Origin of the sequence: Mycolicibacterium aubagnense, from assembly GCF_010730955.1 — a bacterium.
Lineage (GTDB): Bacteria > Actinomycetota > Actinomycetes > Mycobacteriales > Mycobacteriaceae > Mycobacterium > Mycobacterium aubagnense.
In genome coordinates this window covers 195,711-217,399 of sequence record NZ_AP022578.1, presented here as the reverse complement: position 1 = coordinate 217,399, position 21,689 = coordinate 195,711, and the positions used below count along the sequence as shown (strand labels likewise).

At 63.7% G+C, this 21,689-nt stretch carries 21 protein-coding genes and 6 pseudogenes; 11 read left to right on the top strand and 16 right to left on the bottom strand.

What is annotated here, in order from left to right:
- Positions 1-170: 170 nt before the first annotated feature.
- Genes G6N59_RS30260 through G6N59_RS30250 form a run of 3 tightly spaced genes read right to left on the bottom strand, consistent with a single transcriptional unit; the run spans position 171 to position 3,104 of the window.
- On the bottom strand, positions 171-1,373 hold the full coding sequence (locus G6N59_RS30260; protein ID WP_138233471.1) for an NAD(P)/FAD-dependent oxidoreductase: 1,203 nt from the start codon (positions 1,371-1,373) through the stop codon (positions 171-173).
- Entirely contained in the window at positions 1,370-2,758 is a 1,389-nt protein-coding gene (locus G6N59_RS30255; RefSeq protein WP_138233470.1) for a cytochrome P450, read from the bottom strand. The genes G6N59_RS30260 and G6N59_RS30255 overlap by 4 nt, the downstream gene beginning before the upstream one ends.
- Before the next feature lie 25 nt (positions 2,759-2,783).
- On the bottom strand, positions 2,784-3,104 hold the full coding sequence (locus G6N59_RS30250) for a 2Fe-2S iron-sulfur cluster-binding protein (protein ID WP_138233469.1): 321 nt from the start codon (positions 3,102-3,104) through the stop codon (positions 2,784-2,786).
- A gap of 167 nt (positions 3,105-3,271) precedes the next feature.
- Between G6N59_RS30250 and G6N59_RS30245 the strand changes: the two genes are divergently transcribed.
- Positions 3,272-4,240, top strand: coding sequence for a helix-turn-helix domain-containing protein (locus tag G6N59_RS30245; protein WP_138233468.1), 969 nt, complete (start codon positions 3,272-3,274; stop codon positions 4,238-4,240).
- A gap of 150 nt (positions 4,241-4,390) precedes the next feature.
- On the opposite strand, the pseudogene G6N59_RS30240 reads toward G6N59_RS30245, so the two are convergent.
- The 5 genes and pseudogenes from G6N59_RS30240 to G6N59_RS30215 all read right to left on the bottom strand — a co-directional run.
- A pseudogene (locus G6N59_RS30240) lies at positions 4,391-4,755 on the bottom strand (transposase); the annotation flags it as partial.
- Between the two features lie 48 nt (positions 4,756-4,803).
- A complete protein-coding gene (locus tag G6N59_RS31420; RefSeq protein ID WP_234884485.1) occupies positions 4,804-5,367 on the bottom strand; it encodes a hypothetical protein in 564 nt (187 codons plus the stop codon).
- A gap of 412 nt (positions 5,368-5,779) precedes the next feature.
- Positions 5,780-6,097, bottom strand: a complete 318-nt coding sequence (locus tag G6N59_RS30230; RefSeq protein WP_138233467.1) for a helix-turn-helix domain-containing protein — start codon at positions 6,095-6,097, stop codon at positions 5,780-5,782.
- Between the two features lie 5 nt (positions 6,098-6,102).
- Positions 6,103-6,802 (bottom strand): annotated as a pseudogene (locus tag G6N59_RS30875) (hypothetical protein); the annotation flags it as partial.
- Positions 6,803-6,812: 10 nt separating this feature from the next.
- Positions 6,813-7,001, bottom strand: a pseudogene (locus G6N59_RS30215) (transposase); the annotation flags it as partial.
- Positions 7,002-7,170: 169 nt separating this feature from the next.
- Between G6N59_RS30215 and G6N59_RS30210 the strand changes: the two are divergent.
- Positions 7,171-7,797 (top strand): TetR/AcrR family transcriptional regulator, encoded by a 627-nt coding sequence (locus G6N59_RS30210; RefSeq protein ID WP_234884483.1) that lies wholly within the window; start codon positions 7,171-7,173, stop codon positions 7,795-7,797.
- 337 nt (positions 7,798-8,134) lie between these two features.
- Complete coding sequence (locus G6N59_RS30205) at positions 8,135-9,370, top strand: IS256 family transposase (RefSeq protein WP_041799755.1); 1,236 nt, start codon at positions 8,135-8,137, stop codon at positions 9,368-9,370.
- A 404-nt stretch (positions 9,371-9,774) separates the two neighbouring features.
- On the opposite strand, the gene G6N59_RS30200 is transcribed toward G6N59_RS30205, so the two are convergent.
- The 3 genes from G6N59_RS30200 to G6N59_RS30190 form a co-directional block, all read right to left on the bottom strand.
- The gene (locus G6N59_RS30200; protein ID WP_138233537.1) at positions 9,775-10,032 is read right to left on the bottom strand and encodes a hypothetical protein; all 258 of its coding nucleotides are present in this window, start codon (positions 10,030-10,032) and stop codon (positions 9,775-9,777) included.
- A 37-nt stretch (positions 10,033-10,069) separates the two neighbouring features.
- The gene (locus tag G6N59_RS30195) at positions 10,070-10,771 is read right to left on the bottom strand and encodes a TetR/AcrR family transcriptional regulator (protein ID WP_138233536.1); all 702 of its coding nucleotides are present in this window, start codon (positions 10,769-10,771) and stop codon (positions 10,070-10,072) included.
- A gap of 391 nt (positions 10,772-11,162) precedes the next feature.
- On the bottom strand, positions 11,163-12,086 hold the full coding sequence (locus tag G6N59_RS30190) for a 3-hydroxyacyl-CoA dehydrogenase family protein (RefSeq protein ID WP_138233535.1): 924 nt from the start codon (positions 12,084-12,086) through the stop codon (positions 11,163-11,165).
- Between the two features lie 143 nt (positions 12,087-12,229).
- Between G6N59_RS30190 and G6N59_RS30185 the strand changes: the two genes are divergently transcribed.
- Entirely contained in the window at positions 12,230-12,946 is a 717-nt protein-coding gene (locus tag G6N59_RS30185) for a TetR/AcrR family transcriptional regulator (RefSeq protein ID WP_138233534.1), read from the top strand.
- On the opposite strand, the gene G6N59_RS30180 is transcribed toward G6N59_RS30185, so the two are convergent.
- The 4 genes and pseudogenes from G6N59_RS30180 to G6N59_RS30165 all read right to left on the bottom strand — a co-directional run.
- Positions 12,927-14,120 carry a cytochrome P450 gene (locus tag G6N59_RS30180; RefSeq protein WP_138233533.1) on the bottom strand — a complete coding sequence of 398 codons (1,194 nt, stop codon included), beginning with the start codon at positions 14,118-14,120 and terminating at the stop codon, positions 12,927-12,929. The genes G6N59_RS30185 and G6N59_RS30180 overlap by 20 nt on opposite strands.
- A 210-nt stretch (positions 14,121-14,330) precedes the next feature.
- The gene (locus G6N59_RS30175) at positions 14,331-14,723 is read right to left on the bottom strand and encodes a hypothetical protein (protein ID WP_138233532.1); all 393 of its coding nucleotides are present in this window, start codon (positions 14,721-14,723) and stop codon (positions 14,331-14,333) included.
- Positions 14,720-15,337 (bottom strand): annotated as a pseudogene (locus G6N59_RS30170) (tyrosine-type recombinase/integrase); the annotation flags it as partial. The gene G6N59_RS30175 and the pseudogene G6N59_RS30170, both read right to left, overlap by 4 nt.
- Positions 15,333-16,154, bottom strand: a pseudogene (locus G6N59_RS30165) (acetyl-CoA acetyltransferase); the annotation flags it as partial. The pseudogenes G6N59_RS30165 and G6N59_RS30170, both read right to left, overlap by 5 nt.
- Positions 16,155-16,363: 209 nt before the next feature.
- On the opposite strand from G6N59_RS30165, the gene G6N59_RS30160 reads away from it, so the two are divergent.
- From G6N59_RS30160 to G6N59_RS30140, 5 genes are all read left to right on the top strand, one after another.
- On the top strand, positions 16,364-16,888 hold the full coding sequence (locus tag G6N59_RS30160; protein WP_234884497.1) for a TetR/AcrR family transcriptional regulator: 525 nt from the start codon (positions 16,364-16,366) through the stop codon (positions 16,886-16,888).
- Between the two features lie 53 nt (positions 16,889-16,941).
- On the top strand, positions 16,942-17,379 hold the full coding sequence (locus G6N59_RS30155) for a PaaI family thioesterase (RefSeq protein WP_074325748.1): 438 nt from the start codon (positions 16,942-16,944) through the stop codon (positions 17,377-17,379).
- A complete protein-coding gene (locus G6N59_RS30150) occupies positions 17,376-18,290 on the top strand; it encodes an alpha/beta fold hydrolase (protein WP_138233539.1) in 915 nt (304 codons plus the stop codon). Before G6N59_RS30155 ends, G6N59_RS30150 begins: the two co-directional genes overlap by 4 nt.
- Before the next feature lie 92 nt (positions 18,291-18,382).
- Positions 18,383-18,964, top strand: a complete 582-nt coding sequence (locus G6N59_RS30145; RefSeq protein ID WP_179970406.1) for a TetR/AcrR family transcriptional regulator — start codon at positions 18,383-18,385, stop codon at positions 18,962-18,964.
- Positions 18,965-19,035: 71 nt separating this feature from the next.
- Entirely contained in the window at positions 19,036-19,554 is a 519-nt protein-coding gene (locus G6N59_RS30140; protein ID WP_170313193.1) for a PaaI family thioesterase, read from the top strand.
- Between the two features lie 143 nt (positions 19,555-19,697).
- Here G6N59_RS30140 and G6N59_RS30135 read toward each other — a convergent pair whose 3' ends face one another.
- Positions 19,698-19,970 (bottom strand): hypothetical protein, encoded by a 273-nt coding sequence (locus G6N59_RS30135; protein ID WP_138233530.1) that lies wholly within the window; start codon positions 19,968-19,970, stop codon positions 19,698-19,700.
- Between the two features lie 123 nt (positions 19,971-20,093).
- Between G6N59_RS30135 and G6N59_RS32000 the strand changes: the two genes are divergently transcribed.
- Together G6N59_RS32000 and G6N59_RS30125 are read left to right on the top strand one after the other, a co-directional pair.
- Entirely contained in the window at positions 20,094-20,261 is a 168-nt protein-coding gene (locus G6N59_RS32000) for a hypothetical protein (RefSeq protein ID WP_163912276.1), read from the top strand.
- 51 nt (positions 20,262-20,312) lie between these two features.
- Positions 20,313-21,474 (top strand): annotated as a pseudogene (locus G6N59_RS30125) (IS3 family transposase).
- Positions 21,475-21,689 lie beyond the last annotated feature (215 nt).

Here is a 21,689-nt window from a genome sequence, read left to right as displayed (position 1 = left end):
AGCTCGCAAACGTCCACTACACCCGGATGTGCTGCTTTAGCGCCAGATCGATCGCCGGCAGCCGTTAGCGCCCCCTTTCCCAGCAGAGCTGCATGGCCGTAGTGTCTGACGTTCCCTTCCGAGACACGAGACGTGCCGTCGGCGTACCCATCGCTCACGCAACCGTCACCTCAGGCTGAGCTGGCGAGCATCAGCTCGGCCCGGCCGACGGGGGCCTGCTGCGCAATCGCCCGCTTGCTAAACATGAAGTCACGAGGGCGGTTGATGCAGTCGGCGGCGATGAGCTCGCCGGCAAGAAGGTAGAAGCAGGTGAAGTCACGGTCCCGGGTCGGGTCGCCGCTGAGCACGACCTCGTCGTATCCGGTGTTGAGACCGGCGATCTGGAGCTTGAGGTCGTATTGATCTGACCAGAACCATGGAAGCGCCGATATCTTCTTGGACTTCCCGCAGACGGTCGCGGCGGCGACTTTGGCCTGCTCGACCGCGCTCGGCACGGATTCCAGGCGTATGCGACGGCCGTAACGGGCCATGTGGTGGCTGGCGCAGTCCCCGGCCGCCACGATGCCGGGGTCGCTGGTGCGGGCCTGATCGTCGATCACGACGCCGTTGTCGACGACCAGGCCCGCGGTGGCGGCGAGCTCGGTGTTCGGCTGAACGCCGATGCCGACAATGACCAGGTCGGCGGGAATCGATTCCCCACCGGCCAGGATCACTTCGCGGACCCTGCCGTCGCCAGACATGGCCTCGACCTGCGCGCCCGTCCGGATATTGACGCCCTCCCCCCGGTGGATCCGGTCGAAGAACGCCGAAACCTCGGGGGCAGTGACCCGTTCGAGGACGCGACCGGTCGCTTCGAGCACGGTGACCTCAAGCCCCAGCACACGCAACGAGGCGGCCGCCTCCATTCCGACGTACCCACCGCCGACGATCACGGCCCGCCGCCCGGGGCTGGTAACCGCTCGGATCATCGCGACATCCGCGGCAGTACGTAGATAACACACCCCGGACAGGTCGGCTCCCGGGGTCGGGAGCCGACGCGGTCGGGCACCCGTACACAGCGCGAGCTTGTCGTACGGCAGTGCGTCGCCGGTATCTAGGACGACCTGACCCGCCGAGCGGTCGATCGCCGTTACCGTCGCGTCCAGCAGTTGGATTCGCTGCTTGGCATAGAAATCCGAATTGCGAATCGCGAGTTCAGCGAGTGTGCATGCGTCGGCCAGGTAGGCCTTCGATAGCGGAGGGCGCTGGTATGGCAACCCCGACTCCTCGCCGACGAGAACGATCTCACCAGTCCACCCATCTTGGCGAAGACTCGTGGTGAGTTGGGCCCCAGCGTGGCTGGCCCCGACGATGACTGCCCGCTCCAATGTCATGTAGCAGCTTTCGAGGTGAGCCGGACCATCAGCTTGCTGATCCCCCTCACGAAGTTGGACTGCACGTACTCGGGCTCGCCGACGACCTCGATGTTCTCGAACCGTGGAAGCAACTCCTCCCACAAGATCCGCAACTGCAGTTCGGCCAACCGGTTGCCCATGCAGCGGTGAACGCCGAAACCAAAGGAGATGTGGTTGCGGGCGTTGGCGCGGTCGATGACGAAGTCGTCAGGCCGATCGAATACGCGCTCGTCGCGGTTGCCCGAGGCATACCACATCACGACCTTGTCGCCCTTACGGATGAACTGCCCGTTCAGCACGGTGTCGGCCGTAGCGATCCGGCGCATATACGCGAGCGGGGTTTGCCAGCGGATGATCTCCGAGTTCATGTTGGGGATCAGGTCGGGATTCGCCTTCAACTTCTCAAACTGCTCAGGGAATTGATTCAGCGCTAACACACCACCACTCATGGAATTGCGGGTCGTATCGTTGCCCCCCACTATCAGCAATACCAAGTTGCCCAGGAACTCCATCGGGCGGTCAATCAGGTTCTTGGTGCTCTCGTCGCTCTGCAGCATGGTGATCAAATCGAAGCCGGGCTGCTCCCCGGCAGCTGTGCGGGCTTTCTTGTCATGCCAATGCTCGCTGAGACCTCGCGCCATGTCGCGCATGCCGCGGAATATCTCGTCAAGGTCCGAGGGACCGCCGTTGGCTTGTTCCATCGAGGTTGCCAGATCTGACCACTCGACGAGCTTGCGACGCTGCTCGTATGGGAAATCCAGGAGCGTCGCCAGCATCCGAGCGGTCAGCTCGATCGATACATTCTGCACCCAGTCGAACGGTTGATCTATGGGTAGTTTGTCCAGCACCTCCTGGACGCGCGAGCGAATCAGCCCCTCCATCTCACGCAGGTTCTTCGGCGCGACCACCCCTTGAACAGCAGCCCGCTGCCGGTCGTGTTTTGGGGGGTCCATCGCGATGAACATCGCAATATCGAGGAAACGAGGCGGGACTCCGATGACGATGAACGGCTCGGAGGAGAAGACCTCATGGTTCTTTTCGACGGCCACGATGTCGGCATGCCGCGTGACAGACCAAAACGGACCGAAGGGACTGTTGGGCTGATAGTGGACCGGGGCTTCGTTACGCAGACGCTCGTAGTATGACTGCCAGAGTCCCTGACGATAGAGGAAAGGGTTGCTGAGGTCGATGTCGGCGAGTTCGACGTCCTCGACCGGCGGGATGAGGGTCTCGACGAAGAGCTTTTTCCCGTTTGTTCCGGTCACCAAACGCCGGGTCTTGTCATACAGATGCGCACCTTGAATCTGCAGGTCCATCGGGATGGTCGCCTGCACTTTCTCGGTGATTGCTTCAGAAACCCTCATTACCCGTTATCCGTTTCTCTCGTCGCTACATCTGGAACTCGGGCAGATGGACGATCAAGCCGTCCCACGCCTCAGAGACCTGCATCTGGCAGGACAGCCGGGAGGTCGGCTGACGCTCGGGATTCATCACGAGCATCTCCTCTTCATCTGCCCCGGAGAGGCCGACCCGATCGGACCATCGCTGGTCAACGATCACGTGGCAGGTTCCGCAGGCCGCTTCGCCTCCACAGTCGCCGTCAATTCCAGGCACCGCGTTATTCGTCGCAACCTGCATCAGGGACCGACCTTCTTCGAGCGGCACCCCGTGCTTTTCGCCGTCGTGGGAGACAAATGTGACAACGGCCATGACCGACTCCTCTCGCGTTGTCCTCATTGTGAATACTCGTTAACAACATTGTCCGAGGCGAGCGCCGACAGCTATGGTTTCCAGGATCAGGAACTTGTGAATTCGGCTCAGAGGGACGGCCAGTGAATCGAAATGACGGGGGTGTGCCCCCACTCGCATTCGCGCAAATGCTCGAGAGCCAGGCACTTGAACCAGATGCCGTTGCGGGGCTTCGCAACATCATGGCTCGCGAAGGAACCGACGAGGCGACGCTGATTCAGCGTGATATCCAGGTCCCGTTACGGTGGTTTCGCGAGGTGTACCCCGATCTAGACGTCGACCGGGCAACCGCGCTCGGGATTGCGTTCGCCGGACAGGCGCAGGTGACGTCCTTCGGCCCGTTGAGTGTTCCGCTCGTCAGCGCGGGCTCGGTAGCCGAGATCGTAGAGTTGCTGACCTATCTGCCGTTGATCACCACGGCAATCAACGCACAGATCCATCCAAACGACCATGGCCTCACCGTAGGGCTCTGGGGACATACAACCGATCGTGCCCTGGACTGCTTGGCCCTCACATACGCTGGGGCGGCGTTGATGCGACTGCTGGGCATGCTCGTTCGTGACGCGCCGATCGTCACACTCCACTTGAGCTGGCCGACGCCGGTCGGCCTGACAGATCTCGAAAACGACGAGGTGCTAGCCGGACGCCTGTTCTTTGACGCACCGATGTCCTACCTTCACGTTCCCGTCGACACGCTCGATGAGGTATGCCGGTTCGCCGATCCCGTCACGTATCGACTCGCCGTGGCCCAGTTGAGGCGTACGCTCGACCAGCGCAGCGGATCGACATCCATTTCAGAGGAGGTGAGAAGCTTGCTGGAGACGAGTCCCGGACATCGAAGTAGCCAGTGGGTCGCAGACAAGCTCTCGATATCAACCAGCACACTCAAGCGTCGGCTCTCTGAAGAGGGCACTTCCTTTGGCGAGTTGCGCCAGTCATGTCTGCGCGAGAGCGCCATGATGCTGTTACTCACCCGATCAATGTCGGCCACCCAGATCGCCACCGAGCTCGGATACGGCGATCTGGCCAACTTCTCACACGCCTTCAAACGATGGACCGGCCGCTCTCCGAGCGAGTTCCGGCGCTCACAACGCTGAGGCGTCGCAGCCTGCCCGGAGATTCGTGACCACGGGGTAATCCGCCTACCGAAAAGTCATGCCCGATCGTAAGGACCCAGCCAAGATTTCACCGACAGCCGTGCGGGCTGCTGGGGACTATCTCGTTAACGGTGTTTCCGGCGGTTTCCATCAGTAGGTTTCGGCTGCCGGGAATCGGTCGCCGAAGGTGATCGCAAACGCGTTGAGCGCCGGCTTCCACCTCATTGTCCACCCATGTCGTGGTGAATTCGACGAACCGTTCCTTGGCTGCGGCCTCGGTCGGTGCGGTGTAAACAGGCAGGATCGATCTCTTTGGCGATCTGATCCCAATACTTGCGGGACGCATAGCGAAAGGTGTTGCGCAACAGATGAATCACGCAGGTCTGGACAATGGCGCGGTCCCACACCGTGGTGATCGCCTCGGGCAGCCCCTTGAGGCCGTCGCAGACCGCGATGCACACGTCGTTGGTGCCGCGGTTCTTGATCTCAGTGAGCACCGCCGGCCAGAACTTCGCAAAAGCGCACGGGTTCGCGCGAAGGTATGCGAGGTGGCGCCTGAAGTGTCACGGGTTGGGCAGGCGGGCGGTATCGACGTGGTCGGCGAGGTAGGTGATGACGGCTTCGTGGCGCATGCCGTAGGCGGCGGCGACGAGTTTCGCATCGATCGTGCCGACGAGGTCGACCAGCCGGGTATAGCGCAGGATGCCGGGTTGGATGCCGACCGCGCGCAGGGTGTTCTTGACGTAACCATCGGACGGCGCAGCCCGGGTGGCCTTGGTCGGCATGGTGATCAGTACGTGGGAGTTGCTGCTGCCCAATGTCTTACGGTGATCGAGGCAGCGTTGTAGCGCGGCCCAGGTCCACGGGTCCAGCGGTGTCGGGTGTGGTCGATGACCCAGCCTGATGCGGTGGGGGTCGATGTCGTCGTCGGTGAGGTGCTGCAGTTCTTGGGTGGTGGCGGCGCCATGCAGCAGGGCGGCCGGTCCGACAAACGCCTCGTGCGGGTGCACGGCGGGGTCGGTGCTCCACCGCTGGAACAGTTCGCGTTGCCGATCGGCGGACAGGGCCGGCCCGCGAAACGCCATCGTTTGCGGGGCGTTCAGGCCGGCGGTGGGGTCGATGAGCATCAGTCGTTGGCGCCGTGCGTAGCGGCAGAGCTGGCGCAGCCCGGTCAGGTAAGAGGCGCGTCGGCCGGGGTGTGAGCATGATCCGCACCAGCCGGTCGTTGGCCGCAGAATCCTACATATTCCGCAGCGTGGGCGCTCGACTCGATTGGCGTCCAAGCGGTTTCGCCGATTTCACCTCGCGCACAGGTCGTGGTCGACAACAGCACCGGCGTGTCGCATTGCCGGCACGTGCGAGAGCAGCGCACACAACGACCGCTGTCCGACTGCAACACGCGGTCGGCGCCGCAGCGTGGACGGGGCTGTTTGACCGGCGCGTGTGTGCGAGCCCAGTGGCAGCGCGCGCATAGGTCACGCGTGGCCTTGCCGACGGCACGGCCACAGCCGCGACAGTCCCGGATCCGCCGCGTCATGATCAGATCGGCGGCATCGACCTGCCCGGCCGCGATGTCGGCGTTTCGTTGACGGCAACCTTGGGCGGTTTCGATGAAATCGGTCGTGTGACTGGAGTGGTGTCGACGTCAAACAGGTCATTGGGCGTGCACTCCAAAGCGGTGCACAACGCGATCAGGGTGGACAGCTTGACCTGGCTGGGTTGTTTGGTGAACAACGCCGAAACCGACGCCGAGGATAGCTCCAATCCGGCCTTCCCCGCCAGCAGCCGCTGCAGCTGGGTACCGGTCCACACCTCGTGTTGAGCGGCGGCCATCCGTAGCTTCCACCTGATCTGCATGCTCACTCCTGTCCGGTCAGCTCGCTCAGCGTCGCCGAGATCGCACGCTGGTAGGGATCTTCGATGAACGTTTCCGACGGGCGCACATACTGCATCGTCGAGGCGACCGTCCAGTGCCCCAAAGTTGTTGGATGGCAACCAGATCGATCCTCGCCTCGTTCATAGTTGTGGGTGGCGCAGGCCCGGCGCATCGCGTGCGGGCTGAACCAGTCGGCGTCGGGTCGTCCTTCCGCGATCATCAAATGCCGCAGCCGGTTGCGGATGGTGGCCGCGGCCATCCGGCCGCCGGACTCGTCACACAGCAGCACCGGGCTATCCGGGAACCGACCGCGGACGTCGTCGAGATACCAGCGCAACACCAGATCCAGCCCATCCAGCATCGGGACCCACCGCGGTCGCGGCCCGGACCCCTTTGGCGCCCTTGCCGAACCGCACATGCAACTTACCGAACGGGCCGCGCGGACAGTGCACATCCGAGCGATCGAGCATCACCACTTCTTCCGACCGCAGCCCGGCGTGATACAGCGTGCGGAACAGCGCGTAATCCCGAGCGGCCGGCGCGTCCGAGTTCGGCGAGTCGTCGCTGACGTGGCGGGCGGCGTTGAACTCGTCGAGCGGACAGTCCAGCCGCACCCCAAACGCCGCCTCGATCTCCGCTGCCTTGCGGACCTGCAGGAAGCGGTGAAACCCCTTGAACACCTGCAGTTAGTTCCGCCGCGTCGATCTGGCAGGTCGTCAATCCCTTTGCCGTCAAAGACAAACGATCTCGTCGATACCCGTCGTCCGTCGTTGGCGTTTTTTGACGATCTGCGGATCGAACGACGAGTTCATCTCGGTCAACACCGTCTTGGCGCCGACGCCGTTGCGGGAAATTGCCGCTGCCACGCCCGGCCGGGTCGTGCCGTCAGTCCTTCCCGCCAAGCTCCATGCTCGGCGCGTCAGACCAAGATCAGATCCACCGTTGTTCTGACAGTCCCACAGCCTCAGATTGTGAACATCGGTTAACGTTTATTCATCATGGTTGCGGGGATCTACAGCGCTGCGCGTGCCCGCGTCGCGAAAGGAAGGTCCAGGTGAACAATGCGGTCGCTGCCGTGCGTACGCGGGTCGGAGGCGAACGTCGGGAGCGGATTCTCGCGTCGGCGGCCGAGTTGATTGCCGAGAGGGGCTACCACGCTGTCTCTATGGCCGACATCGGGGTTGCATCCGGCGTTGTCGGACCAGCCATCTATCGCCATTTCGACAGCAAGAGCGACCTATTAGCGGCGCTCTTCGAGAGAGTGGTGGACAACCTTCTTGAGTGTGCGACAGCGACTATTGAGCAATCTCGCGACGAGGCGGAGGCGCTGACCCGGCTGGTGTCCGGCCAAGTCGCCTTGGTAACGGATCAACGCGAGCTGGCGATCGTGTATTACCGCGAAGTGCACAATCTGTCAGATCAGCAACAGAGCCGGTTACGCCGAAAACAGCGGCTCTATCTAGAAGAGTGGGTGCACCTCGTCGGGGAGTTGCGGCCCGCGGTCGACGAGATCGAACTTCGGGCGATAGTTCATGGGGCGATCGGTGCCATTCAATCGATCTTGCACTACCGCAGTACTGGTCTACCTCTCGAACAGAACGCTGCACTCCTCGTTGCGATGGGTCACGCCGTACTTGGCATCCCCAGCGTCGAGTCAACAGATGGGCGCCGTGATCGCTGAACCATCATCTAAACCGTCCCAGTCAGCGCCACCAGGCGCATTGCCTGGGTGCTAGAAAGAGTGGAAGACGACTTCGCGGGGATGCGTCCCTCCGGCGGTGCAAACGACGTTGCCCCGGTCTTCGAATTTGAGGTGAAGGTCCCTCACCTGCGGCCTCCCTAGATGGAGGTCTTCGGGTGAACTGCCAAGTACACACACGAACGGGTTGCGTCCATCAAGGTGGTGTACGAGTCGGACCTGATCAGCGGTACCGGCGTGTCGTAGCCGAGTGATTGAAGGTCATCGCGTGATTCTTCGAGAGACCGTCCAAAGTCACTCGAGCAAAGGAATCGACGCGATGACCACTGCCCACAATATCGATCTGCCCACTGTGCTGGCCGAACGACTCACCACTGCCCATCCCGACGTGCTGCGCGAGCTGCTGGCCACGTTCATCCACACCCTGATGGGCGCCGAAGCCGACGCCCTATGCGGTGCCGGCTACGGCGAACGCTCGGCTGAGCGCACCAATTCCCGCAACGGCTACCGACACCGTCAATTCGACACCCGTGCAGGGACTTTGGATCTTGCGATCCCGAAGCTGCGGCAAGGATCCTACTTCCCGGACTGGCTGCTGGAGCGCCGTAAACGCGCCGAGCGGGCCCTGACCACGGTGGTGGCGACGTGTTACCTGCTTGGTGTCTCGACGCGGCGGATGGACAAGCTGGTCGAGACCCTGGGCATCACGTCGTTGTCGAAGTCGCAGGTGTCGGTGATGGCCAAGGAACTCGACGCCGCCGTGGAGGCGTTCCGGACCCGGCCGCTCGATGCCGGCCCGTATACGTTCGTCGCTGCGGACGCTCTGGTGCTCAAGGTGCGTGAAGCCGGCCGGGTGGTCAACGTGCACGCCCTGATCGCCGTCGGGGTCAACGCCGAGGGCTACCGCGAGATCCTGGGAATCGATGTCACGACCGCTGAGGACGGGGCGGGCTGGTTGACGTTCTGGCGGTCGTTGACCGCCCGCGGCCTGTCCGGGGTCAAACTGGTCACCAGCGACGCCCACGCCGGGCTGGTCGCCGCCATCGGGGCCACCCTGCCCGGAGCGGCGTGGCAGCGCTGCAGAACCCACTACACGACCAACCTGATGTCCGTCACTCCCAAGAGTTCGTGGCCCTGGGTGCGCACCCTGCTGCACTCGGTGTTCGACCAACCTGACGCTGAATCCGTTGCTGCTCAATATGATCGGATCATCGACGCATTGTCCGACAAGCTGCCCAATGTCGCCGATCACCTCGAAGCGGCGCGGCCGGATCTGCTGGCGTTCACCGCGTTCCCCAAGCAGATCTGGCGCCAGATCTGGAGCAACAATCCCCAGGAACGACTCAACAAGGAGATCCGCCGGCGCACCGACGTCGTGGGCATCTTCCCCGACCGCGCGGCCCTGATCCGTCTCGTCGGAGCAGTGCTGGCCGAACAACACGACGAATGGGCCGAGTCGCGGCGCTACCTCGGCCTCGACGTTCTGAGCAAATCACGCACCGTCAACGACACCCCAACCGAACAGGAGGCTACCCCCGCGGCACTGCCCGCCTGACCCAACTACCTCGAAGAATCACACGACGACGTCATACACCACGTCCCTGGACTTGACCCACGAACGAAGGGGCCGTCATGAAAACCGTACCTACGATTCGCCTTGCTGACACCGCCTGTCAATGGCCAAGTTGAGGTATCCGCTGGTGACCAGATAAAGGTACCCACCCCGTGCAGTGGTTCCTAAGTTGGTCTGGGGTTCTCCTTCCGGTGTTGGGCGTCTTTCATGCGGTGGGTTGCGGTGTCCCGGTCCCTGCGGCCAAGATCGAACGCGCGTCAGCGGCCCGGAATCTCCGGAACGCCACCGCCCGATGCAGCGCGGCCACCAACGCCTGTTTACCGTGGGCGGCACCGAGGGCGAGCAGGATCGATCTCCAGCTCCGCGCCGAGGCGACCTGTCCGTCGCTACAGTCGGTGCATCTCGCGCTCCATGGCCGATTCCCAGAACAGCCGCTCGTGCGCCCCGTGGAAGCGGGGTTGACGAGCCTGCCGGTCGTGGGGGCGGTGCGACGACGCGGCGATGGTGCGTTGACCGGCGCCCGACCGGCCGCGCCGCGTTAAGCCGGGCAGATCAACGACCGCCGTCCAGCGATGCACCCGCGCGCCACCGAATCGGACGTTTGGCAGCGTCAGCCGCAGTGGATGGATCCTTAGCGTGAACATGGCTACCTCCTGCGTTATGCCCCGAATCACACCAACGCTACAGTAAGTAGCGCTCCGCTACTAGTAGTAGCCTTTCTGGATTGTTGGTCGCGGCGGGCGGGCGATCCAGAATGCGGGCAGTGGCGCGGTCGATGCGGTCGCGAGTGTCGGTCGCGGACGCGCGCCCGCCGACGAAAGCGATCAGATTCGCCAGCCAGATATCGGCGATGACCGCTGCGACGTTTTGATCAGTGCGGGTGGGCGTCGTGTCGCCGAGCGCTCGCGCAAGCAGACGCTCGATCACCGTGGCCGCGATGTCGAGGTCGCCGCCGTCGTGGGTGTTGGCGTCCACGAAGGCCCGGATCATCGCCTCGGTGAGCAGTGGTTGACGCTGCCAGTATCGGTATAGGTAGTCGGTGAGTTGTCCGAGTCGCTGCGCCGGGGTGGCCCCACTGCCGGGCCAGTCGTAGGCCGCTTCGATGCGTTCGACTTCCTGGGTGAGTGTCGCGGCGAGGAGGTGCGTTTTGGATGCAAAGGCCCGGTAAATGGTGCCCGTCGCGATGCCGGCGCACTCGGCGACGGCCCGTATCTGAACCGCTTCATAGCCACCCTCGGCGGCGACGATGAGCGCGGCATCAAGGATCGTCTGCCGGCGGCGTAGTGACGGGCGAGAACGCGCCGAAGCGTCCGAGCGATCGGAGCCACACGCACGCTCGGATCGTTCCGGCATGACCGACAGGGCTGTATTGGGCGCGATCATGACGCTGGACCGTTTGCATCGGGACCCAGGCCGCGTCGCCGGTCGATGTCGGCGACGCCGCGGCCGAGCAACACCCGCCGACGGCAGCGGCGGGAATTGGACAGCTCCACTATCGAGCCGCCATCCGGTGTCGCAGTGCTGCGCATTCTCGCCTCCGTGGTCAACACTCGCGAAAGTCCCACGCGGTGGCGCCGGCGAGTCGCAATGCACCAGCTCGTCGAGCCGGCGTCCCGGAAGCTGAGCTCAGGCATGGACTACGTGGAGTATCGCTACACTACCGAGTGTAGCGATAACGGTTTGATCGCGCGGCAGAATAGGGCCGCTGCGGCGAGGTGGTTGACGGCTCGCGATCAGGTGAGTGCTGGGCAAAGCCGCCCACCGATGCTGGTGGTTAGGCCCCTCGTGTGATGTCAGTCGGAGCCGGTACCACGGGGTGGGCGCTGCACGATGGCGCTGCCGCGATGTCCCCATCCCAGGTGAAGAAACCTTGCCCAGTGCTGCGGCCCAGTTCGCCGCGGGCGACCTTCTCACGCAACAGCGCCGGCGGGCGGAATCGTTCCCCGTAGGCGCTATGGAGGTGATCGGCCATCGCAAGGCGAACGTCAAGGCCCACCAAGTCGGTCGATGTCAGCGGACCCCACGGGTAGTGGAAGCCATCACGCATGATGCGATCGATGGACTCCGCGTCAGCCACGTCGTCTTCGAGTAAGCGGATTGCCTCCAAGCTCAGCGCCACGCCGATCCGGCCGGTGATGAACCCCGGCATGTCTTTGACCACGACGCCGGCCTTGTCGATCGCCCGCAGATAGCCCGCAACAGCGTGCATCGTTGCGTTCGTGGTGTCCGGCCCGCGGACGACCTCGACAACGCTCGAACTGGCAATCGGACTGAAGAATCGGACTCCGACCAGCCGCCCCGGATGCGCCAGCAGCGTGGCCATCTCGCCGATCGAATGGTCGGTGACAGCGGTGGCAATCACAGCCGTTGCGTCGATGTTGGCCTCGATCGCGCGCAGGGTAGCGATCTTGGCGTTCAAGGTCCCCGCCGCGGCATCGACCACCAGCGCCGTGTTCGGCGGCAGAGCCTGCAACGAGGCGATGCACTCGATCCGGGCCCAGCCCGCCGTGGGGCTGCCCTGCACTGGCGGCGAGCTCGCCTTTGGGGATCGAACGGCGCGCCGCTGCGGGCCACCCGCCGGGGTGGTCAATCGCGCGGGCGCCCGGATGACCTGAAAACCGGCCGCCGCGAACTCGCCGGCGAGGTCGGCACCCACGGTGCCGTCATCGACCACAGCCACCACCTGCGAGGAAGTCATCCACTGCGCCGTTCTCGCTGATCGATCACACATCGCCGCCACTGGTGGGACGCGTAGTATCGATGCACTACCGGTCGTACCCTAATCGACGGGGTGGCGAGCGGCAAGGGCCAGAAAGTTTGCGGACGGCGAGGTGAGCGAGCGTGAGCAAGCAAGGGGTATTTGCCCACTACGAGGACGGCGACGATATCGATCCCCGTCGCATCCAGTCACGCAACCGTCTGCTGGACGCCGCAGCGGCACTGCTGCGTGACGGCGGCATCCAGGCGGTCACCATCGACGCGGTGACCAAAGCCTCCAAGGTGGCCCGCACCACCCTCTACCGCCATTTCACCAGCTCGACCCATCTGCTGGCCGCGACCTTCGAGCGGCTATTGCCGCACGTCGTAGCGCCCACCCAGGGGGTGGGCACCTTGCGCGATCAACTGATCGAACTACTTGGCCGCCAGGCCGCGCTCTTCGACGATGCGCCACTGCACGTCACCGTGCTGGCCTGGCTCGCCTTGGGCCCCACCACACCCACTGACGAACCCGGTGATGACCTCGCCTCGGGGGCACTGCGGGCACGCGTCATCGACCAGTACACGCAACCGTTCGACGCACTGCTCACGAACGCCCAAGCGCGAGCCGAGCTGGACGATTTCGACCTCAAGCTGGCGATCTGCCAACTCGTCGGGCCGCTCGCATTCGCCCGAATGAGCGGCATGCGGACCATGACCCACGATGACTGCGCGCAGATTGTCGATGACTTCCTCGCTGCTCACCGGCGCCAGGACGCCATCACCCCCACCGAGCCGCAACCGGTAACGCGCCGCGCTCCGGGGCCGCGTTCTGCGGTGGCTAGCTCACCGGCCAGCTGATCGGCAGCGACAGATAACCGCGAATCGGCCCCGACTGAAGACGCACCGCCTCAGCGTGATCAACGGACCACTCCGGCAACCGTGACAGCAACGCGCGCAAGGCAATTCGAGCCTCCATACGCGCAAGCGCGGCCCCCAGGCAGAAGTGGATACCCCGACCGAAAGCCACCTGATGTTCAGGCTTGCGGCCGATGTCGAAGATGTCCGGGTCAGTGAAGGCCCGTTCGTCGCGATTGGCCGAACCGAACAGCAACAGCACCGAGTCGCCGCGCGACATCGTTGTCGCATGCAGGGTCGCATCGGTGGTCAGCACCCGTGAAAGTCCTTGCACCGGTGAGTCATAGCGCAACAGCTCCTCGACCGCCGGCGCGATGAGCGCCGGATCGGCGGCCAGCCGACGGCGGCTGCGCTGATCCGCGGCCAGCACCACCGCGGCATTGCCCAACAAGTTAGTCGTGGTCTCATGGCCGGCGATCAGCAACAGCAGACAAAACCCGAGCAGTTCGTCGTCGCGGAGGCGCTGACCGTCGATTTCTGCGGCCACCAGCGCCGACATCAGGTCATCGCGCGGCGCCCGGCGCCGCTCGGCCAGGAAATCAGCGAAATACCCGTACACCGCCGCTGCGGCCGCCAAACCGTCAGCCACCTCGCCGCGCGCCGGGTTGGACTGGATCAGCGTGCTCGACCACTGCCGGAACTGCTGACGATCCTGTCGCGGCACACCCAACAGGTCGGCAATCACCATCGCCGGAAGGACCCCGGCAAAATCCTCAATGAAATCCCCACGACCGGCATTGCTGACCAATCCCTGGGCCAAAGACACCGCCAGCGCGTCGATGCTCGCCTCCAGAGCGGCTATCCGCCGAGGCGTGAATGCCTTGCTCACCAAACCGCGCAGCGCATCGTGCCGCGGCGGATCCATCATGATCATCATCGGCAGAAACGACTCCAGGAACGGGACGTCCGGCGGCGTCGGAAACACACCATTGATCGAGGAATACCGCTGGTGATCGAGCAAGGCGCCAGTCACATCCTCGTGGCGGCTGAGCACCCAGGTGTTCGACATCGATGCCCAGAACACCGGCGCGTCGTCGCGCAACATCCGATACACCGGATACGGGTCGTCCTGGATCACCGGATCGAACGGGTCGTAGCGAAGCTGCGCTGTCGTCATATCCGCTCCCGCCGCCAAAGTAGAGCAATAGAATCGAGAACCAGACTAATTGACTGACGCGTCAACAGGTGGGTTTCTGCCGCGATCCGCAGTGCAAGGAGTCCTCGGTGGTGACCCGGCCGACCAACCACGGCGTAGCGCCGATGCTGTCGTCGAGCGTGGCGCCTGCGTCAGTATCGCCACACGCTCGCAGCGTGCAGGGTGGTCGTTCTACGGTTGGGTTTGCTCCAGCTTGCCGTGCAGGACCGCAATAGTGTTGTCCCGCTGGCGAAGTTGGCCGCGCAAGGTGGTGATTTCTCGTTCTTTGGCTGCCAGCTGCCGTCGCAGCGCGTCGATGATGGTGTTGGTGGTCTGCCCGGTGGGGGAACTGGCCGTGGGTGCGGTCGCAAGTCGGGTGTGGGTTCGGATGCGGGTCAGTAGGTCCTCGTGGGCGTACACCGCTTTGCGGGTGACCCCTGCGCGTTTGGCCACCGCAGCGATGTTGATGGTCGCGCCGGAGCGGCGGAGGTCGGTAAGGGCCTTGTCGATCCTTTTGCGGACGTTGTCGCTGCGTTGGCGGGCATGGCGGCACAGTGCCTGTTTGGAGGCTTCGGTGGCGCTCACGAGGAACCGGCCGGATCGGCTTTGCGTAGTGCCGAATCGTGGGCGCCGCGGGTGGCCACCGGCGTCAGCGGTATCCGGTGGGCGGTGCCGGCCCCGGCGATCGCGGCGTTCACCGCGTGTTCGGTGCTGATGCGGTCGATGATGGCGGCCAGTGAGGACAGTTCACGTAGACGTTCGTGCACCCAGACGTTGTCGTCGGTCAGTTCGCGGCCGGTGCGGGCCAAATGCTGGCTGCGGCGGGCATCGAGCAGGACTTGGGTTCGCCCCTGCTGCTCACGCAATTCATCGAGATGCGTTGCGTCGGTAGCGAAATGCCCGCAGGACAGGCAGGCGTTGCCCTTGTCGCAGGTTTTCAGCGGGGGTAGCAGGCACACCCCGTTGGGCAGCACCCGGTCGGTGCGTGATCCCAGCTGGGTCATCAGGTACATGTCGATGGGGCTGATCGCGATCTCGGTGCCGTGCGCCCCGATCTTCTTGTGTCTGAGGAACTCGGTCTCGGCGGTCGCCGACAGTGTGGCCGCGTACCCCATGGTCATCTCCGGGCTCTTGTGCCCGAGATAGCGTTGCACGACGTGGATCGGGACACCATCGTTGAGTAGCTCGGTGGCACACGTCGTTGCAGGTTGCCGCTGACCAGGGAAAGACCCAACGATCGCGCGAGACGCCCAATTCGTCTGCCATCTCGGCCGCCACAACGATAAACGCGGCAGCCATGTCGACGGACATGTTGCTGTTGAGCAGCTTGGGATAAGGCAAGTACACCATGCGGTTTTCCGCCGTTACTTCGCTGAGTTCGGCGGCACTTCGTGTGCGCGGGAACCAAGCCTGCTCGGGATGGCGCGCCGCCTCGGCTGTGAACGGTGCCATCAGCGTTCCCAGCCGCTCCCTTTGCGCATCGAAATCATGGCCCTGGCGTGCGGCGATCGCGGACTCGAAGATGGGATACACCTCGTGCGGCCAACTTAGACCTACCGACATCTCGGCTTGACTCAGCCCGGGGCGGGCGTCCCCAAGGGATTCGTCGCCGGAGCGGGGCGGGGCTGGGCAGTTGAGAAGTGTCTCACCCTGGAGCTTGCGCGCGGAATGCCCGCTCGCCGCGCCGACGACCAGGACAACGTCTGCGCGGCCCTCGGCTATTTCTCCATCCAACACCTCGACGAGATACTGCGGGGTGTTTCCGCCGACTGGACAGCTGATGCGGCGGGCGGGACTGATGCGTATCGCTTCGGCGATCCTGCTGGCGGGATTGTCCCGCGATATGACCAGGATGCCGGGAGCCGCGACCGTGTCGATGTGCCGTTCGACCGCGCGACCGGTGTCGTTGACCGCGCGGCCTCCACTGCCAAGTCGATCGGGTCCACAACGTCGTTCCCGCGATGGGTGACTTCGCCTACGCCGACCAACCACCGGGGTATGCGCATCTACCGACAATCGATCACTCGCTCAGGGCCACAGGCTGTTGTGAGACACGAATGCGATGGTGTCATATCTGCAGTCAAGCCACAATGGTGTGCGCCCGCGGCATACTGGCTGTTGTGTCGACGAAGTTGGTGCGATGGGGTGCCGAAGCGCCGTCAGATCGTGGTTCCGCTCGCGACCGATTGCTAGATGCTGCCGAGCGGTGCCTTGAGAGTTGCGGCGTGGTAGGCACGACCATGGAGGACATCGGCAGAACAGCGGGTGTCTCCAGGGCAACGGTGTATCGCTACTTCCCCAATCGGGAGGCGGTGATGTCGGGCGTCATCATTCGCGCCGCCGAGCGCTATCTCGATCGCATCACCCCCCGGATCGCGGAGCACACCGATCTGGGCTCCGCTCTCGTCGATTTCGTGGAATACACAGTTGAGGCCGCGCGCCGCGAAGAGATCATCGGATTGTTGTTCGGCAGCGACGAGGAACTCGCCGGCGTTGGCCTCGCGGCGGGGACCTCGACGTCACTCTTCGAACTCGTCACCGAGTTTCTCCGTCCCATCTTCAGGAGACACTGGAGTTACGTAGAACCGGGCGTCTCCGTCGACGACGCCGCCGAGTGGGTTCTCCGCACGATACTGAGCCTGCTGACTGTTCGAGGACCGCGGGAGCGCAGTCGTGACGGGCTCAGGACATTTCTTTCAAGGTTCCTCCTTCCCGCAATCCTGGTGAGCGACCATTGTCGACCGATGTGACAGACAAGGCGTAATGTCTCAACCACAGCTGAGGTAGGAGGCCGGACATGTCTGTGCAGTTCACCACGTTCAACCAGCAGGTCGCTGAACAACTGCAGAGCGCAGCAGAAACCACGGGCGGGTTGGCCGGTTACCTCGGCTTCCGGCACACTGAATTCACTGCTGGACGGCTCGTCGCGGAGATGGACGCACGCGACGACCTGAAGACGCCTTTCGGCAACTTGCATGGCGGCTGCTTGTCGGCCATGGTCGACCATTGCCTTGGAGTGGTGTTTTATCCCGTGATTCCGATGGGATCCTGGGTCGCGACGACGGAGTTCAAACTGAATTTGCTTCGTCCAGTCTCCAGCGGAACCTGTGTAGCCACGGCTGAGATCATCTCGCTGGGCAGAACCAGCGGTGTGGCACGTATCGACATCTGCAACGACGGCAGAGCGGTGTGTGCGGCGCAGGGCACCGTCACCGTCGTCGCACCGAAGGCCATCTCTTGAACTCTGCAAACAGAGCACATGATTCGTCCGCTCCTGTCGTCGAGCGCGTGCCCACGGTGGATGGGCTCTCGCTGGCGGTCGACTTCTACCGCTGTGACGGACCGCGGGCGGTCGTGTTGCTCCTTCACGGCGGTGGTCAGAGCCGGCACGCCTGGGATGTCACCGCCCAACGATTGCATCAGCGGGGCTACACCGTTGCCGCCTACGACGCAAGGGGACATGGTGACAGCGACTGGGATCCGGACGGACGCTATGACATCGAACGGCTGGGGTCCGACCTGTTGGCCGTGCGCGCGTACGCCGGCTCCGCCCGCCCAGTTGCCGCGATCGGGGCATCCTTGGGCGGTTTGACCATCCTCGGCACGCACTTGCTCGCCCCGTCGGAGCTATGGCAGGCCGTCGTCCTGGTTGACATCACTCCGCGAATGCAGATGCACGGCGCCCGCCGAGTCCTATCGTTCATGTCGGCCCATCCCGAAGGTTTCGACAGCCTAGAGTCGGCCGCTGACGTGATCGCCGCCTACAACCCGCACCGCCCTCGCCCCGAAAACGTCGACGGCCTTCAAAAAGTCCTCCGCCGACGTGGAGACGGTCGCTGGGCCTGGCGATGGGATCCGGCGTTTGCGACGTCGAATTTTCATTTCCTGCAGAGTGATTCAGACGACGGCGCAGAGGAGTTCGAGATGATGAGCGCATTCCTTGTCGATGGCGCACGGCAGGTGTCCGCGCCGGCGCTGCTGGTCCGCGGCCTGCTGTCGGACATAGTCTCCGAAGAGACAGTGAAAGATTTCCTCACCTTGGTTCCCCACGCGCAAACCGTCGACGTGTCGGGCGCGGGCCACATGGTTGCTGGCGACAACAACGACGCATTCTCGACGGCGGTCGTCGACTTTCTCGACCGTACCGTTTGACGCCAGTCGTCGGGCTGCGCGGGAGATCCCAGTTCGCCACCTATTCTGCTCGTATGCCAACTGATTCGGCGCGGATGTCGTTTCGCCGACATATCCGCGAGCAGGTCTTGAGGGCGACACGGGAACTCACCATTGAGAAGGGCTGGGAACAAGTCCGAGTGAGTGAGGTCGCCGAACTTGTCGGCGTCTCCCGACCGACGCTATACAAGGAGTTCGGCGATAAGCAGGGACTTGGTGACGCGCTCGTGGTGGCCGAGGGTCAGCGCTTCCTGGAGGGTATCCACGCCATCCTCGCCGAACACACCGGCGACGTTCAGGGCGGCATCACCGCAGCGGTGCGGTTCACCCTGCGTGAAGCAGAAGCCAGTCCGCTCCTGAAGTCGGTGCTGACGTCCAACCACTCAGGGGATGATCGCGCCGGTGCGCCGACGACGACGGGCGTTCTTCCTCTCCTGCCGACATCGGCGTCCCTGCTCCAGCTCTCCTCCGCGGCTTTGGTCGCGTGGTTTCACGACCACTTCGCCGATCTCGACTCCGAAGACGTCGAGGAGGTCGCAGACGTTCTGGTGCGGCTCACCGTGAGTCACGTCGTCCTTCCCTCCGCGGACATCGCCACCACGGGTGCGCGGATCTCGCGGGTGGCGCTCCGCTACCTCGGCGTTGGCTATAGGTAGCTGTGACTTGAGCGGTCTTAGCCTCGATCCACTGACAATGGACTGTTTGTCGGGGTGTCGGGATAAGGAAAGTGTGGCATTCATTTCAGAACCGTGCTGTTGCCGCCGACGGCGACTACCTCGATGCGCACCATCCGTGGTGCCTTGGTTGCGGCACAGACAATCCGCACGGGCATCGCCTGCGAGCGCGTCGGCGTGGCGACGGGGTGGTGGCCAGACATACCTTCGACGGCCGACATCGCGGCGCACCGGGGATCGCACATGGCGGCGCAGTCATCACTGTGCTCGACGACATGGTGGGCATGCTGCTCTACGTCGTCGGTGAGATGGCGGTCACCCGCAAGCTCGACACCGAGTTCTTCGCGCCGGTGTTGCTGGGAGCGCCCTACGAGGTCAGTGCGGAGCTCGCGTCCCGGGTTGGCCGGAGACTCGCAGTCCGGACAGAATTGCGTGAGGAAACCACCGGTAAGCTTGCCGCGTCAGCGTCAGGGTTATTCGTCGTCGTCACGCTGGGACACTTCACTACCGCCATACAGAAGGCATCTGATATCCCCAGCATTCTGCGGTCACCCCGCGAGGAAAGAAGCTGAATACCAACCTCGAAGGCGTTACAGACTTCGACCGTGTCACCCGACCACCAATGGCCTTGACGGCCGCAGCGGCCAACGGACGCCCTGCACTCATCGGCGAACTCGGACAACCGGACCCAATGCCTGCCCTCGGGAGTGTCCGATTAACGGTGGATCCGACCTCGGCATTTGGTTAGTGGCCGGTCGGGGTGACTCGGTCGCTGTAGCGGTTTTCGCTGGTCGCTAGGCAGGTTGTGGGTGTTGAGCCTGATCAGGCCGGTAGCGTAGCTGGCACCGCGCAGTAGGCGGGGTCGGTCGGTGCAGGTGGTGTGCATGTAGTCAGCGAGGCGGGTGGCGATGGTGCCGCTGCGCAGGGATCCGTCGGTGACGTCCAGCAGGTCGCTAATGGAGTGCAATTGGTTGGTGTCGATGGTCACGGTGTCCTTCTCGGATCGGGATTCGAGTCATGTATTGCGCTGTGTAGCAATGCATTTAGCGTTGGTGTAGTCCAATTTGGCTCGGTGGGATGCGTTCGTTGCGGCGGTGCGCAGGGCGATGACATGCTCACCGTCACGCGCCATGGCGCCGAGCTCATCCGCGGCCAACCGGTGCCGGGCCACCACGATGCCGCCCGCGGTGGCGATACCGCAGAACTGGCCACCGAGGGGATGGCTAACCGCGACGTGGACGGTGGCCAACTCCCGGGGTGGGGTCTGCTGCACGAATAGGTGACATCTGAGTTGGCTTGCCCAGCATGGGCGGGCTGGAAGGATGTCCCCATGGCAAGGCCCTACCCCCGCGAGTTCCGCGACGACGTCGTCCGGGTCGCTCGCAACCGCGATGACGGTGTAACGATCGAGCAGATCGCCACCGATTTCGGAGTGCACCCGATGACGCTGCAGAAATGGCTCCGTCAGGCCGACATCGACGAAGGCACCAAGCCCGGCAAGAGCGCCAGCGAGTCCGGTGAGCTGCGCGAAGCCCGACGGCGGATCAAACTGCTAGAGCAAGAGAACGAGGTGCTGCGTCGGGCCGCAGCGTATTTATCGCAGGCCAATCTGCCGGGAAAAGGGTCTACCCGCTCGTGAAAGAGCTCGCCGCCGACGGGATCCCCGTCGCGGTGACGTGCCGGGTACTCAAGCTCTCCCGCCAACCGTATTACCGCTGGCTGGCCGACCCCATCACCGAGGCCGAACTCATCGAGGCCTACCGCGCCAATGCGCTGTTCGACGCGCACGCAGACGATCCGGAGTTCGGCTACCGCTACCTCGTGGAGGAGGCGCGCGATGCCGGCGAGCCGATGGCCGAGCGCACCGCATGGCGGATCTGCTCGCAGAATCGACTGTGGAGCGTGTTTGGTAAGAAACGCGGCAAGAACGGCAAAGTCGGGCCGCCGGTGCACGACGATCTTGTCGAGCGTGACTTCACCGCTGAAGGGCCAAATCAGTTGTGGCTCAGTGACATCACTGAGCACCGCACCGGTGAGGGCAAGCTCTACCTCTGTGCGATTAAGGACGTGTTCTCCAACCGGATCGTCGGCTACAGCATCGACTCCCGAATGAAGTCACAACTGGCCATCCGGGCACTACACAGCGCGGTAGCCCGACGCGGAGATGTCGCGGGTGCATTCTGCACTCGGATCGCGGATCTCAGTTCCGGTCAAGGAAATTCGTACACGCCTTGAATCAACACGAGATGGTCGGCTCTATGGGCCGTGTCGGAGCCGCCGGCGACAACGCCGCCATGGAGAGCTTCTTTAGCCTGCTGCAGAAGAACGTGCTCGACCGCCGCCGCTGGGACACCCGAGAACAACTCCGTATCGCGATCGTCACCTGGATCGAGCGCACCTACCACCGGCGCCGCCGCCAGTCCGGCCTCGGGCGGTTGACCCCGATCGAATTCGAAGCAATCATGACCACACCGGCCAGTCAGGCCGCGTGACCGAAACTGTCACCTGATCGTGCAGCAGACCCGTGCACAGAGTAGCGGTTACGCGGTAGGACACCACCATCGCCTGCCGTGATGTGGTGCGGGGTCTGCGAGACGCTCACCGGATACGGCACGGACGGAAGTGGTTGCAATGGCTCGCTTTTGGCGGTCATGGCAACCGATGACCGTCCGTCGGCGGCGGCCAAGCAGCCGAGTTTCGCCATGCA